The organism is Sphaerisporangium album, assembly GCF_003323745.1.
Taxonomy (GTDB): domain Bacteria; phylum Actinomycetota; class Actinomycetes; order Streptosporangiales; family Streptosporangiaceae; genus Sphaerisporangium; species Sphaerisporangium album.
Map to the genome: position 1 here is coordinate 1 of NZ_QOIL01000031.1, position 16,622 is coordinate 16,622.

The window sequence follows — 16,622 nt, forward strand, 5'->3', positions numbered from 1 at the left end:
CATGCGAGCCTCTGGTGATGGTTGATCTTGGTCGACAACCCTTCTACCAGAGGCTTCTTTACTTCTCGATCAAGACAACGGATCTGTCGCCACCCTGTGACCTGCAGCATCACGGTGAAATGGGCTCACTCGATGTACACGGCGTCCGGTTCGCCTCCCGGAAGCTCCGCGAGAATGAACGCGCCCGTCAAGCCCACTGTGCTTTCAGCACTGAAGGGAACGACCTGTATGACGACGTTGGATCGATCAGAGATCTCAAGAAGGTATTCCAACTGTGCGCGAGTGATCTGAGGTCCACCGATGGAGCGACGGAGAATCCCTTCGTCGAGCAGCACCCACACCGCGGGCGGATCTCCTCTTTCAAGGACCGTCTTACGGAGCATCCGAGCCTGAACACGCTCCTCGACCTCATCGGAGCTGATCTTAGGTTCCCTGCTGAAGATGTGCCGTGCGTACGCCTCCGTCTGTAGCAGGCCGGGGACCAGGAGGGGGTCCCAGGTGCGGAGGACGGTGGCTCGGGGTTCGATCTCTTCCAGCCAGCGGGCGAACCATGCCGGGCCGGGGGTCCTGAGCATGAACTGGTAGAGGCGGTTGAAGTGGCCGTCCTCCCCGAAGATTTCATCGCACTGCTGGACAAATTCGGGCGACGGCGGGCGCTCGCCGCGCTCTATTTTTCCGATCATGTCCGGACTGTAGGTGGTTCGTTCGCTGAGCTGAGGCTGGGAAAGCCCGACCCTCTTGCGGCAGCGGCGCAGCTCGCTGCCGAAGAACGCGCGCGGACTCGTATTCGGATCGAGATTCCGCTCCCGCCCCACAAGACCCTCCCGAACCATGGAAAACGTGTGTTCGACGCAGTGTTACACAGGCACGTCGACAAAGGGGACGCGAATCCAGACACGATCCGGACAGCCTTTTGTCGGCACAGTGTCATCACGTTCGGTTACAAGAAATGACACCGAGTAGGCACTCTGGGAGCGCGGCACCCCGTCACGGCGGACGCGTTCCCCCGTCACTCCAGGCCGCCACGGAAGCGACGCTTCGGCGCCAGGAAGGCGGATCATGCGGACAGGACGGCATACCGGAAAGCAGGCCGGCGGGCAGACGGTGCGGCGCCGGGACTGGGACCCGGAGGCGCGGGCGGCGGCGAGGCTGCTGGACGGCTGTGAGCCCGCCTGGACGATCCTCTACGGGGTCTGGAGCCGCCGGTACTACGCGTTCCCGAACTGGCGGACGGCCGAGCCGCTGTTCGTGGAGTCTTCCCTGCTCACCGATCTACGGCGGCAGATGCGCGAGGTCGAGGTGTCGAACCCGGCGTTATGCGGCGGTTTTAGGGCGACTTAACGCCAATTACCTGTCAGCTTCCACCAACTCGCGCGAATAGCGCGAATCTCGACAAAGTATGGTCCTCCGGGGTCGTACACGGCGCAGACAAGGACGAGAATGATCGGCACTCCGTACGGTGACCGCGCCGTGTGCTGGGACATCCCCGCGGATCCCACGGCCCTTCGAGAGGTGAGGGCCCGGCTCCACCAGGTCCTGGCGAGCTGGGATCTGCCGGGCAGGGGCGACCTCGCCGACGACATCGTGCTCGCCACCTCCGAAGTGCTCGGCAACGCCGTCAGCCACGGACGTCCCCCGATCCGGCTCACGCTCCGGCTGTCGGGAGAAACCCTCTGCGCCGAGGTCACCGACCACGGCGCGGGCCTTCCCGAGCGTCGCGGCGCGGACGACGACGCCGAGCACGGGCGGGGTCTTCGCATCGTGGAAGCCCTCTGCGACGAGTGGGGCGTCCAACCGGCGCTCGGCGGACAGGCCAAAACCGTCTGGTTCCGCAAGAAGTGCCTACGTCAGGGCGCCTAGTGACGCGACCGCGTACCCCACCGGGGTAGGACAGGAAGGGCATCGACCCGGCACCATCCTGACCAGCCACTTCACAACGAGAATGCTCGGCCGAAACCCTTGCGGCAAGCTATTGCATAGGAAGGTTTCCTATTTAATACTGCGATCAGCACAGCGTGACCCATTGCGTAGAGCCCCACCCAGCCCGGCGGCGCGCGCTCCGCCATGCCCCGCCGGCCCCTCTCGGTGCCACCCGCCGCCTTCCTGGATCCTGGAGGTTCCTCATGTCCCGTCGTGTCGCCGCACTCGTCACCGCCGCACTCGCCCTTCTCGGCGGCCTCGCCCTCTTCACCGCCCCCGCGCAGGCCCGTTCCACGGCCGTCGTCGAAATGGTGGCCAGCCCGCTCTCGCTCGGCGACTACTGCGCGGCCAAGGTCGAGATCACGTCCATGATCGGCTTCTACAACGGCAGCCTGAGCTGCTACCGCCGCAGCGGTTCCGGCCTGGCCTACGTGGGCAGCGGAAGCCCCGCCGCCGCGTGCGCCTACTTCGCGCCCACCTACACCTACATCGGCCACGCCCAGGGCGTCAGCCAGGCTCTGGTCTGCCGGTACTCGGTCTGATCCCTGGCCTCCGGCGTCGCCCCGGCCGAACACGGCGAGGCGACGCCGGAGGCAGGGGCCCGTGACGCGTGCCCCCCGTGCGCCGTCAGGGTGTGAAGATCTCACGCATGCGCGGCCAGTGGTCTTCGCGGCAGTAGACGGGGATGACGTCCACGGGGGTGTCGCGCGTGACCACCGCGCCGCCTTCGTGGACCTGCCCGGACCACACGTCGGCCCAGCGGCCCTCCGGGAGGTAGGTGTCCCACGTGGTGGCGCCCGGCTCGGTGACCGGGTTGACCAGCAGCGCGTCCCCCAGCAGATACTGCGCGGGGCGGTCCCAGATGCGCGGGTCGCCGGGGTGGGCGAAGAAGAGCCCGCGCATCAGCGGCAGGCCGGTCCTCGCCTGCTCCGTCAGGTACGGCACGAGCCGCTCGCGCAGGTGTGCGAACGCCCGGAACACCGGGAGGACCCGCTCGTCGCCCGTCCGGCTCGCGAGGTTCCACGGCGTGCGGTCCCGGAGCGGGGCGCGGTAGTGGTTGAACTCGGAGTGGTACTGCATGATCGGCGAGAAGCAGGCCATCGCGGTCGAACGCAGGTAGAGCTCCGCGCCCGGAACGTCCCCGGAGAACCCGGCCAGATCCCAGCCCCAGTAGAGCACGCCGCACGCCGAAGCGGTGATCCCGGCGTTGATCGAGTGCCGGAAGGCCGCCCACGTGGAGTTCTCGTCCCCCGCCCAGAAGCACCCGTGGGCCTGCGACCCGGTGAACCCGGCGCGGGAGAAGGTCACGGGCGCCTTACCGCAGTCGCGCAGCAGCTCACCGTAGGCGGCGGCGTAGTGGACGGGGTACCGGTTGTTGCCCTCGTCGCCGCGAGCGCCGTCGGCGTACCGCAGGTCACCTCCCCAGGCGTGCTCGCCGCCGTCGGTCTTGAACCCGTCGATTCCGACGTCCTCCACGAGGTAGCGGCGCTTGGCGAGCCACCAGGCCCTGGCCTTGGGGTCGGTGAGGTCCGGCATGAGCGCGAGAGGGAACCACCAGCCCCGGTTGCGGTACGGCCGGCCGTCCGCCTCCTTGATCTCGTACCCCTCCCGGACCATGACCTCGGCGTCCGCCCGCGCCTGCCCCCGGGGGTGCGGGCGCATCTTCTGCAGGGGGATCTGCCAGAGCAGTACCTTGACGTCGCGGGAGTGCAGGTCGTCGACCATGCCCTTGGGGTCCGGCCAGGCCCCGTCCGGCGGGAAGGTGAAGTCGGCCAGACGGTGGGGCGAGCCGTCGGCGTGGACCGCGTACTCGGCGTCGCGGAAGGCGGTGAACGTCGACTCGTCGCTCCACGCCTCGATGACGACGACGCCCACGGGGACGTCCTCGGCGCGGTGCCGGTCCATCTCGGCGAGGACCCTGGCCTGGGTGTTCCACTCGTTGCCGCTGGCCCACAGCCGGAACACCCAGCCGGGCAGTTCCTCGGGGCGGCCGACCTCGGCGAGGAAGGCGTCGAGCACGCGGGCGGGAGGCCCCTCGTACACGGCCAGCTCCAGCGACGCCTCCGGCCCGACCTCGGCCTCGACCAGGAGCCGGTCCGGCGTGGACGCGCCCACGTCGAACCACGTGCGCCGGGCCGTGCGGACGTGGAAGCCCCAGCCCCGGCCGCCGACGACCATGGCGAACGGCATCGGCAGGTAGGTCCTGCCCGTGGCTCCTTGATCCTTGTACTGCTCGAAGACGACGGCGTCCAGGGCGTGGCCCCGCTGGTCGACGCGGTCGAAGCGTTCGCCGAAGCCGACGACGTGCTCCTGCGGGGCCAGGGCCAGCGCGAAGCGGACGCGGTGCGCCCCCTCGGGCGAGACGAACCACTCGGCCGTGCCGGGCACCACCGGGTCCGGCCCGTCCACGCGCAGCGTGCCGCCGTCCGAGCGCCACTCCCCCGCGCACACCTCGAACCACCGGCTCCTGCGGCCGCGCCCATCGGCGCCGGCGGCGTGGAACCGGTAGCGGTACCGGCGGCCGGCCTCAAGGGGCGGTGTGGCCGCCCTCCATGACGGCCCGCCGCCGGTCGCGCGATCCTGGGCGGCGGACAGGTGGCCGGCGGACAGGTCACCGGCGGGCTCCACGGCCTCGGACTCCACCGCCCCCGACTCCAGCGCCTTGGAGTCCACCGCCTTGGAGTCCACCGCCTCGGACTCCACCGCCTCGGACTCCACCGCCTCGGACTCCACGGCCTTGGTCGCCTGGGCGGACGGCTCCCACGGGGTCAGGGTCAGCTCACGGGTCTCGGTCCCGTCGTCCCACTCGGCGACGATCCCGCGTACCCGCGCCGAGGCCCGCACGCGAAGCTCGACGGACTCCCCGGCGGCGGGACGAACGGGCACGCGCTGGTCGTCGGTGGTGGCGTAGGCGTGACCGGAGCCGTACGGGCGGTGGCGGATCATCGGGTCACCCCCAGCTCGTCGGCCAGGATGAGGAACATGCCGTGGGACCAGAGCAGCGGCCTGGCCACCTCTCCCCATCGTTCCACCCACTCCTCGCGCCGCTCCGGGTGCAGGAGCGGGTCGCCGACCTGCTCGGGCAGTTCCCCCGCCCCGTCCGCGGTCGAGGCCATCCACGCGAGCTGGGCGAGCGCCTCGTCCGGGCGGCCGGTGCGCGCGTAGACCCAGCCCAGGAGGGCCGCGAGGACCGGCCAGCGGCCTCCGCCGTAGAAGGTGTCGGCCCGGTAGCGGTGGACGCCGTGGTCGCGGACGAGGGCGCGCTCCACGGAGGCCAGCGTGGCCCGGCCCGCCGCGCCGTCCGGATCGTCCAGGCCGAAGGGGACCAGGCACGCGAGCAGGGCGGCGTCGACGGTGTCCGAGCCGGGCCACTTGGCGAGCCCGCCGCCGGGCAGGCGGCCGTGCCGGGCGACGAGGGCCTGAATGTCGCGCCGGGCGGCGTCGGCCGTCTCCTGGTCGCGCGGGGAGAGGACGCCGAGGTCGAGGGCGCTCCCGAGACCGCCGAAGACGGCGCCCAGCGTCGAAACGTGGACCTGCTCCGGATGCTCCTCCCACCAGTCGTAACACGGCGTGTCATGAAATCTCGCGAGATAGCGGACGGTGAGCCTGACCGCCTCCGCGTACCGGGACGGGTCCGCGCCCTGGCGCCGGACATGCTCGGAGAGCGCCCACAGCCAGGTGCCGTAGCCGTCGAGCTGGAAGTTCCACCAGCCGTCGGTGTGGTCCTCCCCGCCGTCGAGGGTGTACCTCGCGGGCAGGAACTCGTCGTGCCGGGGGACGGGGGCCGTACGGGGCCGGGCGACCAGCTCCTCGATCCGGCCGGCGCGGGCGGTGAGGACACCGGCGCACCAGTCGTGGAAACGGCCCGCGCCACGCGCGTCGCCGCCACGCGAGGCGCCCTCGGCGATGAACGCGCCGTCGCGGAACCACGAGTACCGGTAGACGGGGAAGGTGGGGCAGGCGGGGTAGGCCCCGGAGGGATGCTGGTGCCGGGCGATCAGCTCGACGGCGCCGCCGGCCAGCGCGCGCATGCGGGAGATATCGATCACTAGACTCAAGGGGTCAGGTCTCCTGACGAAACGGGTAGTGGCCGGGGCCCGGGCGTGCAGGTCGCGGGCCCCGGTCACGCACGACGTGGTTGGGCGACGGTGCGCGTCCCCCGGCCGGGCCTGACCGCGACCCGGCCGTGAGGACGCCCCCCGTCACGCCTGCTTGATCAGCTCGTCGACCTTGGCGGCGGCGTCGTCGAGCGCCTTCTGGATCGGCGTCTTGCCCGCGGCCGCCTGTTCGAGGGCCTTGGTCACGGTGTCCTGCATCTCCTGCTGGCGGACGATGACCGGCGGCGAGGTCGCCGAGGCCACCGCGTCGAGGATCGCCCTGCGGTTGGCGGGCGGCCCCTGGTCGAAGTACCCGGCGTACGCCTTGGCGTCGGCCAGCGGGGGCAGTTCCCAGGAGGAGTCGATCCGCGTCCGGGCGGTGACGTCCGAAGCGGTCAGGAAGCGCAGCCACTTGTACGCCGCCGCGGGGTTCTTGGCGCCGGGCGACACGGCGACCGCGTTGGTGAACACCGCGCTGGCCTTGACCGGCGCGGGCTCCACCACCACGTCCCACTGGAACGGCACGTCCTTCAGCCCGGCGAACTGCCAAATGCCGTTGTGCCACATCGCCAGCTTGCCCTGCTTGAACAGGTTCGTGTCGTAGTCGGGCGTGCCTCCGATCTGCGCGACCGTCGGCATGACCGTGCCGGGCTTGTCGAGAAGGTGCTTCGCCGCGGCGACCCCCTGCGGGCTGTTGAAGGTCGCCCGCTTGCCGTCGTCGCTGAAGAACGCGCCGCCGGCCTGCGCCAGCGCCTTGTAGAACTCGAAGAACTGCACGGGCTGGAAGTCGCCGTAGACGCCCTTGCCGGTGAGCTTCTTCGCCGCGGCCATCTCCTGGTCCCACGTCCAGTCGGCCGTGGGGTGCGGGAGGCCGGCCTTGTCGAACAGGTCCTTGTTGTAGAAGAGCAGGACGGCGGAGTAGGACGCGGGCAGCGCGAGCTGCCTGCCGTCCCGCTTGAACGTGTCGAGCGACTTGGCGGCGTACACCGACAGGTCGTCCTTGGCCGCCTCGCCGCTGAGGTCGGCCAGGGCCCCCGAGGCGGCGTAGGCGACGAAGCTCTCGTAGTTGAGTTCGAAGGTGTCGGGGGCGGTGTTGCCCGCGATCGCGGTCTGGAGCTTGGTGAAGTAGTCGGCGTACGGCGCGGTCTCGACGGTGACGGTGACGGACGGGTTGGCCGCCTCGAACGCCTTGATGATCTTGTCCAGGTCCGCCAGGTGATCCGGTGCGGCGGAGAAGGTGAAATATCTGATGGTCGACTTGCCGTCGGGAGCGGACTCCCGGGTGGCAGACCCCTTGGCGCATCCGGCCGCGAGTAGTACGGCCAGCGCGAAGGCCGCCGTGGCCTTCAGACCTCGGGACATGGGGGTCCTCCTGGTGAAACGGGGGGTGGGACTCGCCGCGGGGGTCATTTGAGACCGGTCCTCGCGACGCCTGCGATGACGTGCCGCTGGGCGAGCACGTACACCGCGAGGATCGGCAGCACGCTGACCACCGATCCGGCCATGACCACGTCCCACTCCGTGGTGAACTGGCCGTGCAGGTTGGCCAGTCCGAGCGGGAGGGTCATGAACTCGGGGGACCGCAGGATGACCAGCGGCCAGAGGAACGCGTTCCAGCTCGCCATGAACGAGAAGATCGCGAAGGTCGCCAGGGCGGGGCGCACGAGCGGCAGCACCACCGAGGCGAAGACGCGCAGGTGCCCGGCGCCGTCGATGACCGCCGCCTCGTCCAGCTCCCGCGGCACCTGCCGTACGGCCTGGCGCAGGAAGTACACGCCGAATCCAGAGGCGATGGTGGGCGCGAGCAGCCCGGCGTAGGTGTCGACCAGGTCCAAGGACCTCATCTCGATGAACAGCGGGACGACCAGCACCTGCATGGGGATCATCAGCGTGGCCAGGTAGACGACGAAGATCGCCTCCTTGCCGGGGAACTCCAGCCGGGCGAAGCCGTAGGCGGCCAGCGCGCTCGTGCCGACCTGCAGCCCCGTGGACAGGGCCGCGACGACGACGCTGTTCACCAGGATCCGCCAGAACGGCATGGCCCGCAGCAACTCGCCGTACGCGCCGAGGGAGCCGCCCGGCGGCCACTCGACCACGCCCCCGGGGGACAGCGACGCCAGGACCGTCCAGCCGAAGGGCGCCAGCATGACCAGGCCCGCCAGGACCAGGGCGGCGTAGACGAGACGGTTACCCATAGTTCACCCACCTGCGCTGGAGCCGGACCTGGACCACCGTGACCAGGAGGATGACCAGGAAGAGCACCCATGACAGGGCCGAGGCGTCTCCCACGCGGCCGTAGCGGAAGGTCAGGTCGTAGACGCGTTCCACCATCACCTCGGAGGCCGCCGCCGCCGGGCCGCCGGAGGTCATCACGTAGACCTGGTCGAACACCTGGAAGCCGCTGATGCACGAGATCACCAGGACGAACGCCGTGGACGGCGACAGAAGCGGCAGCGTGATGTGGCGGAACCGCTGCCAGGCGTTCGCGCCGTCGACCCGTGCGGCCTCCAGGGCCTCGGCGGGGACGGCCTGGAGGCCGGCGAGCAGGATGACCATCACGAAACCGAGGTCCTTCCAGGCCGCGGCGATGATGACCGAGGGCAGCGCCCAGGCGTCCGAGGTCCACCAGCCCGGCCCCTCGACGCCGATCACGGCGAGGAGCTTGTTGACGATGCCTTCGGAGGGGTTGAGCAGCCACTTCCAGATCAGCGCCACCACGACCCAGCTGGTGATGACCGGCAGGAAGTACACCGCGCGGAACAGGTCGCGCCCGCGGGTGACCCGGTTGAGCGCCATCGCCAGCCCGAGGCCGCCCACGTAGACGAGCGGGAGGTAGCCGGCGATGTAGAGCGTGGTGTTGCCGAGGGCCCGCCAGGTGTCGCCGTCGCGGAGGATGCCGGCGTAGTTGCCGAGGCCCGTCCATCGCATCGCGCCGATGAGGTTCCATTCGTGCAGGCTCACCCACAGGGACCCGGCCATCGGGACCAGGGTGAACAGCACCAGCGGCACCGCGCTGGGCGCGAGGAAGAGCAGGACGGTCGCCGCCTTCCGCACCTTGGCGCGACGGGGCGGGCCCGCCGGGACCGGCCCGTCGCCGGGACCGGACCCGCTCGGCCCGGCGTGCCCCGCGTCCGGCCGCGTCCCCGTCGTCCGAGCCGTCATCCGAGCCGCCCTTCGAGCCGCGCGAGGACGAGGTCGCCCTGCTCGCCGGTGCCCGGGGCGACGTCGAACGGCGTGCCGAGCACGAGCGCCGCCGCGCCCTGCGCCCAGCGCGAGTCGTCCCAGGGATCCACTTCGACCGGGACCCGGTCGCCGGACCGGAACAGGTGGGCGTGGAAGGCCGGGTCGAACCCGGGACGCCACTGGTCCCAGTCGCGCGTTCCCTCGCCGAGGACCAGCACGGCCGCCGGGTCGAGGATGTTGACCAGACCCGCGACCGCCCTGCCGAGCATGGCTCCCGCCTCGGCGAAGACGGCGGCGTCGGGGCGCGCGAGCCCCCGGGCGCGCGCCGCGTCCAGCAGCCCCTGGGAGCCGATGACGGCCTCCAGGCAGCCGTTGTTCCCGCACGCGCACCTCGGCCCGTCGGCCACGGGAAGGTGGCCGAACTCGCCCGCGCCTCCCCGGGAACCGCGCAGCAGCCCGCCGTCCACGATGATCGCCAGACCGATGCCCAGGCCCACGGTGACCACGAGGAAGTCCCGGTGGGCGCGACCGCGCCCGTAGAGGCGCTCGGCGACCGCCAGGGTGTTGACGTCGTTGTCGACGAGCACGGGAAGCCGGAGCAGGTCGCGCAGCCGGGCGCCGACCGGCGTTCCGGCCCATCCCAGGGTCGGCGCCTCGACGATCCCGCCGTCGGGGCTGTCGACCACCCCCGGGACGCCGACGCCGACGCCGAGCAGTCGCGTCTCCCCGGACGTCAGCGGGCGCAGCAGCGCGGCGACCCGGTCCAGGCAGTCGGGCGCGGCCGCGTCGAGGGAGGTCTCGCGTTCTTCGAGCAGCTCGCCGTCGAGCCTGACGACGACGGCGACGGCGTGATCGGGGGCGATCTTGACGCCGACGGCCCGGCCGGCGGAGCCGACCAGCCCGAGCAACTGGGCGGGGCGGCCTCCCCGGGACGGCACCCGCTCCAGTTCCTCCACCATGCCGTGCTCGAGGAGCCGCCGGGTCACCTGGGTCACGGTGGCCGGGCTGAGGTCGAGCCGGCGGGCCAGGTCGCTCCGGCTCAGCGGCCCCGACTGGCCGAGCGTCGCGAGGATCGCCGTCCGGGCCAGATCGCGGCCCTGTGAGGCCCGTTCGCTCACGGGACACCGACTTTCTTCCGCACTAAATTTACTTGCGAAGAAAGTAGAGCGCACAGCCTCGCCCGTCAAGAGGTGAGGAGAGCCCAGTCGTCCGCCGGGGCGGCACGGGTCGCCGGACGCACCCGCGAGCTTGGTGATCTGTCGCTTTTCGACATCAATTCCCATGACGCGCCCACCCGCACTAACAGCACAAACGCGGACAGAGTAGGGTCTTCCGGGCATAGAGGCGCGGGCTACTCGTGCGGCCGGTGAGGATTCCTCGCCGCTCGCCCCCGTAGCGACAGGCCATCCGCACCCAGACAAGGATTCTCATGATCGGCACACCGGACGGTCCCCATACCGTGTGCTGGGACATCTCCATGGACCCCGCCATGCTCGCCGATGTCCGCGGCAGACTCCGGCGCACCCTGACCGACTGGGACCTCGGCGACCCGGGCGACGAGCTCACGGACGACGTCGTGCTGGCCGCCTCCGAGGTGCTCAGCAACGCCCTCCTCTACGGGCTGCCGCCGATCCGGCTGACGGTCCGGGTGGCCGACGACACGCTGTGCGCCGAGGTCACCGACCACGGCGGGGGAGGCCCGCAGCCCCGGCGCCGGCCGATCGAGCGCACCGGGGACACAGGCGGCACAGGAGACCTCGGCACCATCCTTTACCTCGGGGACCACGAGGACACGGACGACGCCGACGACGCCGAGCACGGGCGCGGGCTCACCATCGTCGAGGCGCTGTCCGACGAGTGGGGCGTCCTCCCGGCATCGGACGGCACGGCCAAGACCGTCTGGTTCCGCAAGAAGTGCGCCTTTCACGACGACCACGACCGGTAGCCCCGGGCCCGGTCACTCGGGCCAGGGAGACGACTGGATCACCTCGACGAAGTCGATGTGGCGGAAGCCGGGGACGAAGTGCTCCAGGACGTCGGCGTTGACGGTGCCGAAGGTCGTGTCGGGGCGGTCCTTGAAGCCTTCCGTGAAGGCGGCCAGGATGCGGCGCTTGAAGTCCGGGCGCGGGTGGGCGGCGGTGACGGCCTCGACGTCACGCGGGTCCAGCGCGTCGTAGCCGATGCCGAGGACGTCGGTCTCGACGCCGGCGGTGACCAGTGCCACCTCGGGCTCCAGCCGGTACGGCACCTCGGGGGTGGTGTGCAGGGCGATGCCCTCCCAGACCTTGCGGACATCGGACTCCGGCACCCCGCGGGCCTCCAGGAATCGGCGAGCCTCGTCGGCTCCGTCGAGCTCGAACCGCTGGTCGGTGCCCCGGTAGGTCTCGGTGAGCCCGAGGTCGTGGAACATGGCGCCGACGTACAGCAGCTCGGGGTCGGCGGTCAGGCCCAGCCTCCGCCCCTGGAGGGTGCCGAAGAGGTAGACGCGGCGCGAGTGGTCGTACAGCAACGGCGGCGCGGCGTCCCGGACCAGCTCGGTGGCCTCGGAGGCGAGGGCCGAGTCGGGGATCGTGACGCCTGCGATCGTCTCGCTCATGCGAACGACCTCCTTCCGACGGCTCGGGCGCACGGCGTGCCCGCCTGCCGTCCAGTTTCGCAAACGCACCGGCACGCCGTCCCCGCGCGCCGGAACGGACTCTCCCCGGAAACGGACAGGCGGTGGCCGGGCCGCGTCGGCCGAGATCGCCGTATCCCGGCGAAAATCGCAAAGCCCGAGTAGAGCGAAAGCCATGAATTCACATATATTCATGGCCGATCATATCTCGTTTGCCAATTTTACCAAGAAGTGCACTTTAATAGGCGTGCGATGAAAAATTCCGATAAGGAGGGCGGCCCAAGCCACGGCTTCCCAGGGAGATGAGTGGTGGCAGTCCATCTACGTCCGCAGTCCATCCGAGGGCGCTTCACGCTGGGCGCGGGAGTGGCAGCGTTGATCATCTTCGCGCTGCTCGGAACCGTCATCGCCGCTGAAATCCGGACCAAGATGCAGGACCACATATTCCGGGACACCTTGAACGCGGCCACCGACTGGGCCGGCTCGGTCGACCCCTCCGACCCGCCCCCGCCGAACCCCGAGACGGGCGTCACCCTCCTCCAGCTCGTGGACTCCCACGGGCGCGTGCTGGTGGCGAGCGCGGCGGCCCGCGGCCTGCCTCCGCTGAGCAGCCTGAAGCCCCCGGAGGGCAACCGGATCAGCGACGAGACGGCGTGCGAGCCCGGACGCGGCTGCGTGCTGGTGACCGCCGTCCGCGTCCCTCCCCTGGCGACGCGCCTGCTGTGGGGCGGCAAGCCGCACTACGTATACGCAGGGCACCCCGAGCCGGCCCTGCTGGCCGACGACCGCCTGGAGCTGATCACGGCGGCGGGCACGCTGCTGGCCGCGGGCCTGGCCGCGTGGGCGACCTGGTGGGTGGTGGGGCGGACGCTGCGCCCCGTCGCGGAGATCCGCGCGCGCACGGCCGAGATCACCGTCAGCGACCTGAGCAAGCGCGTGCCGCAGCCGCCCGGACGTGACGAGATCGCCCAGCTCGCCCGCACGTCGAACGAGACGCTCGCCCGGCTGGAGCTGGCGGTGGAGCAGCAGCGCCACTTCGCGTCGGTGGTGTCCCACGAGCTGCGTTCCCCCGTCGCGGGCCTGCACACGCAGCTCGAAGAGGCGCTGATGTACCCCGGCAGCGTCGAGCCGAAGGAGACGTACCGGGCGGCGCTGTCGACCACCCAGCGCCTTCAGGCGATCATCGACGACGTCCTGACGCTCGCCCGGGTGCGGACCACCGCGCCGGCGGCCCCCGAGGTGATCGACCTCAACCAGCTCGTCAGGGAAGAGGTCGCCGCCCGCGTGCACGGCCCTCCCGTGCATACGCACACCTCCGGGGACCTCCGGATCATGGGGAACCGCATCCAGATCATCGGCGTGCTCAACAACCTGCTGGTCAACGCTCAGCGGCACGCCGCCGCCCGGGTCGAGGTCACCACGAGCCGAAGCGGCGACGAGGCCGTGCTGACGGTGACCGACGACGGCGACGGCATCGCGCCCGAGGACCGCCAGCGGGTCTTCGAGCCGTTCGTCCGCCTGGACGACGGCCGCCGCCTCGACCCCGGGGGCAGCGGGCTCGGCCTGGCCATCTGCCGCGCGATCGCCGGCGCCCACCACGGGTCGCTGCACATAGCGGACTCGCCGCGCGGCGCCCGCTTCGTCCTGCGCCTTCCCCTGAAGTACGAGCCCATCTCCGTCCCGAGAATCACCCCCGCCCCGGAGACCCGGCCATAGGCGCGGTCGGCCAAGTACGGGAGCGTCTCGGCCACGTTCATCTCGCACGGGAACGGCGGCGAACCAGGTTGAATGATCAACCGGGTTCGGTTTTCCCCACGCCGCGCGGGCGAGCCTCGACAGCCTCTGGGGGTGGATGATGGAGCGATATGGACGAACTGATACTGCTGCGGCACGGCGAGACCGAGTGGAGCCGGGACGGCCGGCACACCGGGCGCACGGACATCCCGCTGACCCCCAAGGGCGAGGAGCAGGCCCGCGCGCTGGCCTCCGCCCTCCACGGGGAGGACTTCGCGCTCGTCCTGGTCAGCCCGGCGAGCCGGGCCCGGCGCACGGCCGAACTGGCCGGGCTGACGCGCTACGAGATCGACCCCGACCTGTGGGAGTGGGACTACGGCGGCTACGAGGGCATCAGCACGCCCGACATCAGGAAGGGCCGCCCCGGCTGGTACCTGTGGCGTGACGGCGTCGTCCCCGGGGACGCGGACCACCCGGGCGAGAGCATGGAGCAGGTGGCCGAGCGCGCCGACAAGGTGATCGCCCGCGTGCTGCAGGTGGAGGGCAAGGTGGCGCTCGTGGCGCACGGCCACTTCCTGCGCGTGCTGACGGCCCGCTGGCTGGGGCTGCCTCCCGAGGGCGGGCGCCACTTCAAGCTGGACACCGGCACCGTGTCGGTGCTCGGCTTCGAGCGCGAGGAGCACGCCGTGGCGCGCTGGAACGCGCCGGTCACGGGAGCGCCGGTCACGGGAGCACCGGTCACGGGAGCGCCGGTCACGGGAGCGCCGGTCACGGGAGCGCCGAAGACGGTCTAGAGGACGCTCCGGAGGTTCCGCCGCGCGTCTCCCGGCCTTCCCGAGCGGGTGCGCGCGGTGCGACGGGCCGATCTCAGAGGGTCAGCCGGCGACGACGGCCGGGGGCTGCGGGCCGCGTCCGGTGAGCCATTCCAGGACCTTGCGGTGACCCCGGCGGGCGTCCTCGAAGTGACCCCAGCGCCAGTATCGCGGCTGGTCTCTGACCCCGGTCACCCATGTGCGGTAGGAGACGGGCCGGGCGCCGTCCTCCTCGGTGGAGGCCGCGGACGCGACGCCGTACGTACGGATCACGACGCGGCCCCCCGGTGCGAACAGCACGTCATCGGCCACCGGGTAGAGCGTCATCTGGTCCAGCATCAGGTGCCCCCACAGAACCTCTGAAGGAAGTGGAACACATCCAGTGTGCCGGACCGGCGAACGACCCCGGTTACGCGATGCGCGCTCTCCGGTTAACCGGACTCGCGATATGTGAACAGGGTGTTACGCGACCAGATTGTCGAACTCGCCGTCCTTGACGCCGAGCACCAGGGCCCGGATCTCGTCACGGGTGTAGATGAGTGCGGGGCCGTCGGGGAACCGGCTGTTCCTGACGGCGACCCCCCCATCGGGGAGCTTGGCAAGCTCGACGCAGTTACCCTGCGAGTTGCTGTGAACACTCTTGCGCCACGCCACGCCGGTGAGGCTCGTGGCCGGCATTCCGTTGTACGGCTGGTTCATCTAGATCTCTCTGAGTATGTCGCCGAGTATCTCGGCAGTGCCCCCGGGAGTTGTGCTCTCGATGCACAGCTGTTCCATGGCTGTGAGGTACGGATCGACGTCCTCACGTTTGTCCAGGTAAAGGGCACCCCACAGCTGCTCGACGTAGACCACGTCCGAAAGGTCGGACTCCGGAAAACGCAGGATGGTGAACGCTCCGCCTTCGGCCGCGTGCATGCCGAACTGGAACGGCATCACCTGCAAGGTGATGGTGGGCAGACTGGCGACCGCCATCAGGTGTTGCAGTTGCTCGTACATGATCTCCTTGCCGCCGATGGGCCGCCGCAGTGCGGCCTCGTCGATCACGGCCCAGAGTTTCGGTCCTTCCTTGCGAGTGAGACGCTCCTGCCGTTGCATGCGCAAATGCACACGGCGTTCGATCTCCTCCTCAGGCACGTCCGGATACCCGAGCCGGATCACCGTCCGCGCGTACGCCGCCGTCTGGAGAAGCCCCGGCACGAACTGCACCTCGTAGGTGCGGATCACCGAGGCGGCCTCTTCGAGGCCGACGTACGTCGAGAACCATGTGGGGAGCAGGTCACTGTATTTGTGCCACCAACCGGGCGTGTTCGCCTCACGGACCATCTCCAGCAGCCCACGGCGATCGGCGTCATCGTCGACGCCGTACAGCGTGAGCAGATCCTCGACGTCACGCGTCTTGAACCCGACCCGTCCGAGCTCCATGCGGCTGATCTTGGACTCGGACGCGCGGATGTGGAAGCCCGCCACCTCACGAGTCAGCCCACGCTCTTCACGCAGCCTGCGTAAGCTGGCGCCCAACATAATGCGCCGAACCGTTGAGCCGGAACCAGGCGGATCGATGGACACGTGCTTCCTCCGGTTGTGGACTGGTTCACAGTCTGTCAAAGATCGCGCGTGTGGTCCCCCTTCGGTTTCACTCCCAGGCTAACCGTAGCGGTTGCACGCCGCCGGTGCACGTGCATTCGCTCTTGCACCTGCACAGGAGTTTGCCTCATCATGATCTCGTGCACTCCACGGACCTGACACGTGGGCGTTACCAGTGGTCGGCCTTCGATTGGTGGCCTCCCGTCGGCTGGTGGCCCCTGCCCGCTCGCGACCTCACCTCCCCCGGAGCCACGACCTCCAGCGCCACGTTCGTGCTCCCGCCCCGGGCCGAGTCGGTGCACGCGGCGCGCAGCTTCGCCTCGGGCAGCCTGACCGCCTGGGGCATGCGCGACCTGGCCGAGGACATGGAGCTGGTGATCTCCGAGCTGGCCACCAACGCGCTGCGGCACGGCCTCCTGCCCGACCCGCGCGACATCCGGCGCAGCGGCACCGAGCCGATCCGCATGTCGGTGATCCGCCGGGACTCGCTGGTGACCTGCGCATTCGCCGACCCCGGGACGGCCGCCCCGGTCATGCGCGACCCCTCGCCCCTGGAACCCGGCGGCATGGGCCTGCACATCGTCGAGTCGATGAGCCTGCGCTGGGGATGGAACCCGCTGCTGCCGTCCGGCAAGGTCGTCTGGGCGGTGCTCAAAAGCTGACACCCCGGCCCGTGAG

The 16,622-nt window shown here is 70.4% G+C and carries 18 protein-coding genes; 7 read left to right on the plus strand and 11 right to left on the minus strand.

The features are described 5' to 3' along the window. Window positions 1-125 precede the first annotated feature (125 nt). Window positions 126-833, minus strand: coding sequence for a helix-turn-helix domain-containing protein (locus DQ384_RS36810; RefSeq protein ID WP_114033511.1), 708 nt, complete (start codon window positions 831-833; stop codon window positions 126-128). A gap of 226 nt (window positions 834-1,059) precedes the next feature. Between DQ384_RS36810 and DQ384_RS36815 the strand changes: the two genes are divergently transcribed. The 3 genes from DQ384_RS36815 (at window position 1,060) to DQ384_RS36825 (ending at window position 2,462) form a co-directional block, all read left to right on the plus strand. Then, window positions 1,060-1,341: a hypothetical protein gene (locus DQ384_RS36815; protein ID WP_114033512.1), complete on the plus strand. Its 282-nt coding sequence runs from the start codon at window positions 1,060-1,062 to the stop codon at window positions 1,339-1,341. A gap of 99 nt (window positions 1,342-1,440) precedes the next feature. Continuing rightward, a complete protein-coding gene (locus tag DQ384_RS36820) occupies window positions 1,441-1,860 on the plus strand; it encodes an ATP-binding protein (RefSeq protein WP_114033513.1) in 420 nt (139 codons plus the stop codon). A 263-nt stretch (window positions 1,861-2,123) separates the two neighbouring features. Continuing rightward, window positions 2,124-2,462 (plus strand): hypothetical protein, encoded by a 339-nt coding sequence (locus tag DQ384_RS36825; protein ID WP_114033514.1) that lies wholly within the window; start codon window positions 2,124-2,126, stop codon window positions 2,460-2,462. An 85-nt stretch (window positions 2,463-2,547) separates the two neighbouring features. Here DQ384_RS36825 and DQ384_RS36830 read toward each other — a convergent pair whose 3' ends face one another. The 6 genes from DQ384_RS36830 to DQ384_RS36855 form a co-directional block, all read right to left on the minus strand. After that, the gene (locus DQ384_RS36830) at window positions 2,548-4,866 is read right to left on the minus strand and encodes a glycoside hydrolase family 31 protein (protein ID WP_220183335.1); all 2,319 of its coding nucleotides are present in this window, start codon (window positions 4,864-4,866) and stop codon (window positions 2,548-2,550) included. Then, window positions 4,863-5,969, minus strand: a complete 1,107-nt coding sequence (locus DQ384_RS36835) for a glycoside hydrolase family 15 protein (protein WP_245967049.1) — start codon at window positions 5,967-5,969, stop codon at window positions 4,863-4,865. Before DQ384_RS36835 ends, DQ384_RS36830 begins: the two co-directional genes overlap by 4 nt. 153 nt (window positions 5,970-6,122) lie before the next feature. After that, on the minus strand, window positions 6,123-7,379 hold the full coding sequence (locus DQ384_RS36840) for an ABC transporter substrate-binding protein (RefSeq protein WP_114033515.1): 1,257 nt from the start codon (window positions 7,377-7,379) through the stop codon (window positions 6,123-6,125). 44 nt (window positions 7,380-7,423) lie between these two features. Continuing rightward, window positions 7,424-8,212, minus strand: a complete 789-nt coding sequence (locus tag DQ384_RS36845) for a carbohydrate ABC transporter permease (protein WP_114033516.1) — start codon at window positions 8,210-8,212, stop codon at window positions 7,424-7,426. After that, window positions 8,205-9,179 carry a carbohydrate ABC transporter permease gene (locus DQ384_RS36850; protein WP_114033517.1) on the minus strand — a complete coding sequence of 325 codons (975 nt, stop codon included), beginning with the start codon at window positions 9,177-9,179 and terminating at the stop codon, window positions 8,205-8,207. Before DQ384_RS36850 ends, DQ384_RS36845 begins: the two co-directional genes overlap by 8 nt. After that, window positions 9,176-10,318: an ROK family transcriptional regulator gene (locus tag DQ384_RS36855; protein WP_220183337.1), complete on the minus strand. Its 1,143-nt coding sequence runs from the start codon at window positions 10,316-10,318 to the stop codon at window positions 9,176-9,178. The genes DQ384_RS36850 and DQ384_RS36855 overlap by 4 nt, the downstream gene beginning before the upstream one ends. A 311-nt stretch (window positions 10,319-10,629) precedes the next feature. On the opposite strand from DQ384_RS36855, the gene DQ384_RS36860 reads away from it, so the two are divergent. Next, window positions 10,630-11,145: an ATP-binding protein gene (locus tag DQ384_RS36860; protein WP_114033519.1), complete on the plus strand. Its 516-nt coding sequence runs from the start codon at window positions 10,630-10,632 to the stop codon at window positions 11,143-11,145. Between the two features lie 12 nt (window positions 11,146-11,157). Here DQ384_RS36860 and DQ384_RS36865 read toward each other — a convergent pair whose 3' ends face one another. Next, window positions 11,158-11,796: an HD domain-containing protein gene (locus DQ384_RS36865; protein ID WP_114033520.1), complete on the minus strand. Its 639-nt coding sequence runs from the start codon at window positions 11,794-11,796 to the stop codon at window positions 11,158-11,160. Window positions 11,797-12,123: 327 nt separating this feature from the next. On the opposite strand from DQ384_RS36865, the gene DQ384_RS36870 reads away from it, so the two are divergent. Then, window positions 12,124-13,530 (plus strand): sensor histidine kinase, encoded by a 1,407-nt coding sequence (locus DQ384_RS36870; RefSeq protein ID WP_147269036.1) that lies wholly within the window; start codon window positions 12,124-12,126, stop codon window positions 13,528-13,530. A gap of 149 nt (window positions 13,531-13,679) precedes the next feature. After that, window positions 13,680-14,342, plus strand: a complete 663-nt coding sequence (locus DQ384_RS36875; protein ID WP_114033522.1) for a histidine phosphatase family protein — start codon at window positions 13,680-13,682, stop codon at window positions 14,340-14,342. An 81-nt stretch (window positions 14,343-14,423) separates the two neighbouring features. Here the strand turns inward: DQ384_RS36875 and DQ384_RS36880 are convergent, their stop codons facing one another. From DQ384_RS36880 to DQ384_RS36890, 3 genes are all read right to left on the minus strand, one after another. Further along, entirely contained in the window at window positions 14,424-14,699 is a 276-nt protein-coding gene (locus DQ384_RS36880; RefSeq protein ID WP_114033523.1) for a hypothetical protein, read from the minus strand. Window positions 14,700-14,822: 123 nt separating this feature from the next. Next, the gene (locus DQ384_RS36885; RefSeq protein ID WP_114033524.1) at window positions 14,823-15,059 is read right to left on the minus strand and encodes a DUF397 domain-containing protein; all 237 of its coding nucleotides are present in this window, start codon (window positions 15,057-15,059) and stop codon (window positions 14,823-14,825) included. Continuing rightward, the gene (locus tag DQ384_RS36890; protein WP_220183343.1) at window positions 15,060-15,881 is read right to left on the minus strand and encodes a helix-turn-helix domain-containing protein; all 822 of its coding nucleotides are present in this window, start codon (window positions 15,879-15,881) and stop codon (window positions 15,060-15,062) included. It abuts the gene before it with no gap. 203 nt (window positions 15,882-16,084) lie between these two features. Between DQ384_RS36890 and DQ384_RS36895 the strand changes: the two genes are divergently transcribed. After that, complete coding sequence (locus tag DQ384_RS36895) at window positions 16,085-16,606, plus strand: ATP-binding protein (RefSeq protein ID WP_114033526.1); 522 nt, start codon at window positions 16,085-16,087, stop codon at window positions 16,604-16,606. The last annotated feature ends 16 nt before the right edge of the window (window positions 16,607-16,622 follow it).

Coding starts and splice junctions, on each gene's coding strand:
- DQ384_RS36810 (WP_114033511.1), bottom strand. CDS start 833: ATGGTTCGGGAGGGTCTTGTGGGGCGGGAGCGGAATCTCGATCCGAAT.
- DQ384_RS36815 (WP_114033512.1), top strand. CDS start 1,060: ATGCGGACAGGACGGCATACCGGAAAGCAGGCCGGCGGGCAGACGGTG.
- DQ384_RS36820 (WP_114033513.1), top strand. CDS start 1,441: ATGATCGGCACTCCGTACGGTGACCGCGCCGTGTGCTGGGACATCCCC.
- DQ384_RS36825 (WP_114033514.1), top strand. CDS start 2,124: ATGTCCCGTCGTGTCGCCGCACTCGTCACCGCCGCACTCGCCCTTCTC.
- DQ384_RS36830 (WP_220183335.1), bottom strand. CDS start 4,866: ATGATCCGCCACCGCCCGTACGGCTCCGGTCACGCCTACGCCACCACC.
- DQ384_RS36840 (WP_114033515.1), bottom strand. CDS start 7,379: ATGTCCCGAGGTCTGAAGGCCACGGCGGCCTTCGCGCTGGCCGTACTA.
- DQ384_RS36845 (WP_114033516.1), bottom strand. CDS start 8,212: ATGGGTAACCGTCTCGTCTACGCCGCCCTGGTCCTGGCGGGCCTGGTC.
- DQ384_RS36850 (WP_114033517.1), bottom strand. CDS start 9,179: ATGACGGCTCGGACGACGGGGACGCGGCCGGACGCGGGGCACGCCGGG.
- DQ384_RS36860 (WP_114033519.1), top strand. CDS start 10,630: ATGATCGGCACACCGGACGGTCCCCATACCGTGTGCTGGGACATCTCC.
- DQ384_RS36865 (WP_114033520.1), bottom strand. CDS start 11,796: ATGAGCGAGACGATCGCAGGCGTCACGATCCCCGACTCGGCCCTCGCC.
- DQ384_RS36875 (WP_114033522.1), top strand. CDS start 13,680: ATGGACGAACTGATACTGCTGCGGCACGGCGAGACCGAGTGGAGCCGG.
- DQ384_RS36880 (WP_114033523.1), bottom strand. CDS start 14,699: ATGCTGGACCAGATGACGCTCTACCCGGTGGCCGATGACGTGCTGTTC.
- DQ384_RS36885 (WP_114033524.1), bottom strand. CDS start 15,059: ATGAACCAGCCGTACAACGGAATGCCGGCCACGAGCCTCACCGGCGTG.
- DQ384_RS36890 (WP_220183343.1), bottom strand. CDS start 15,881: ATGTTGGGCGCCAGCTTACGCAGGCTGCGTGAAGAGCGTGGGCTGACT.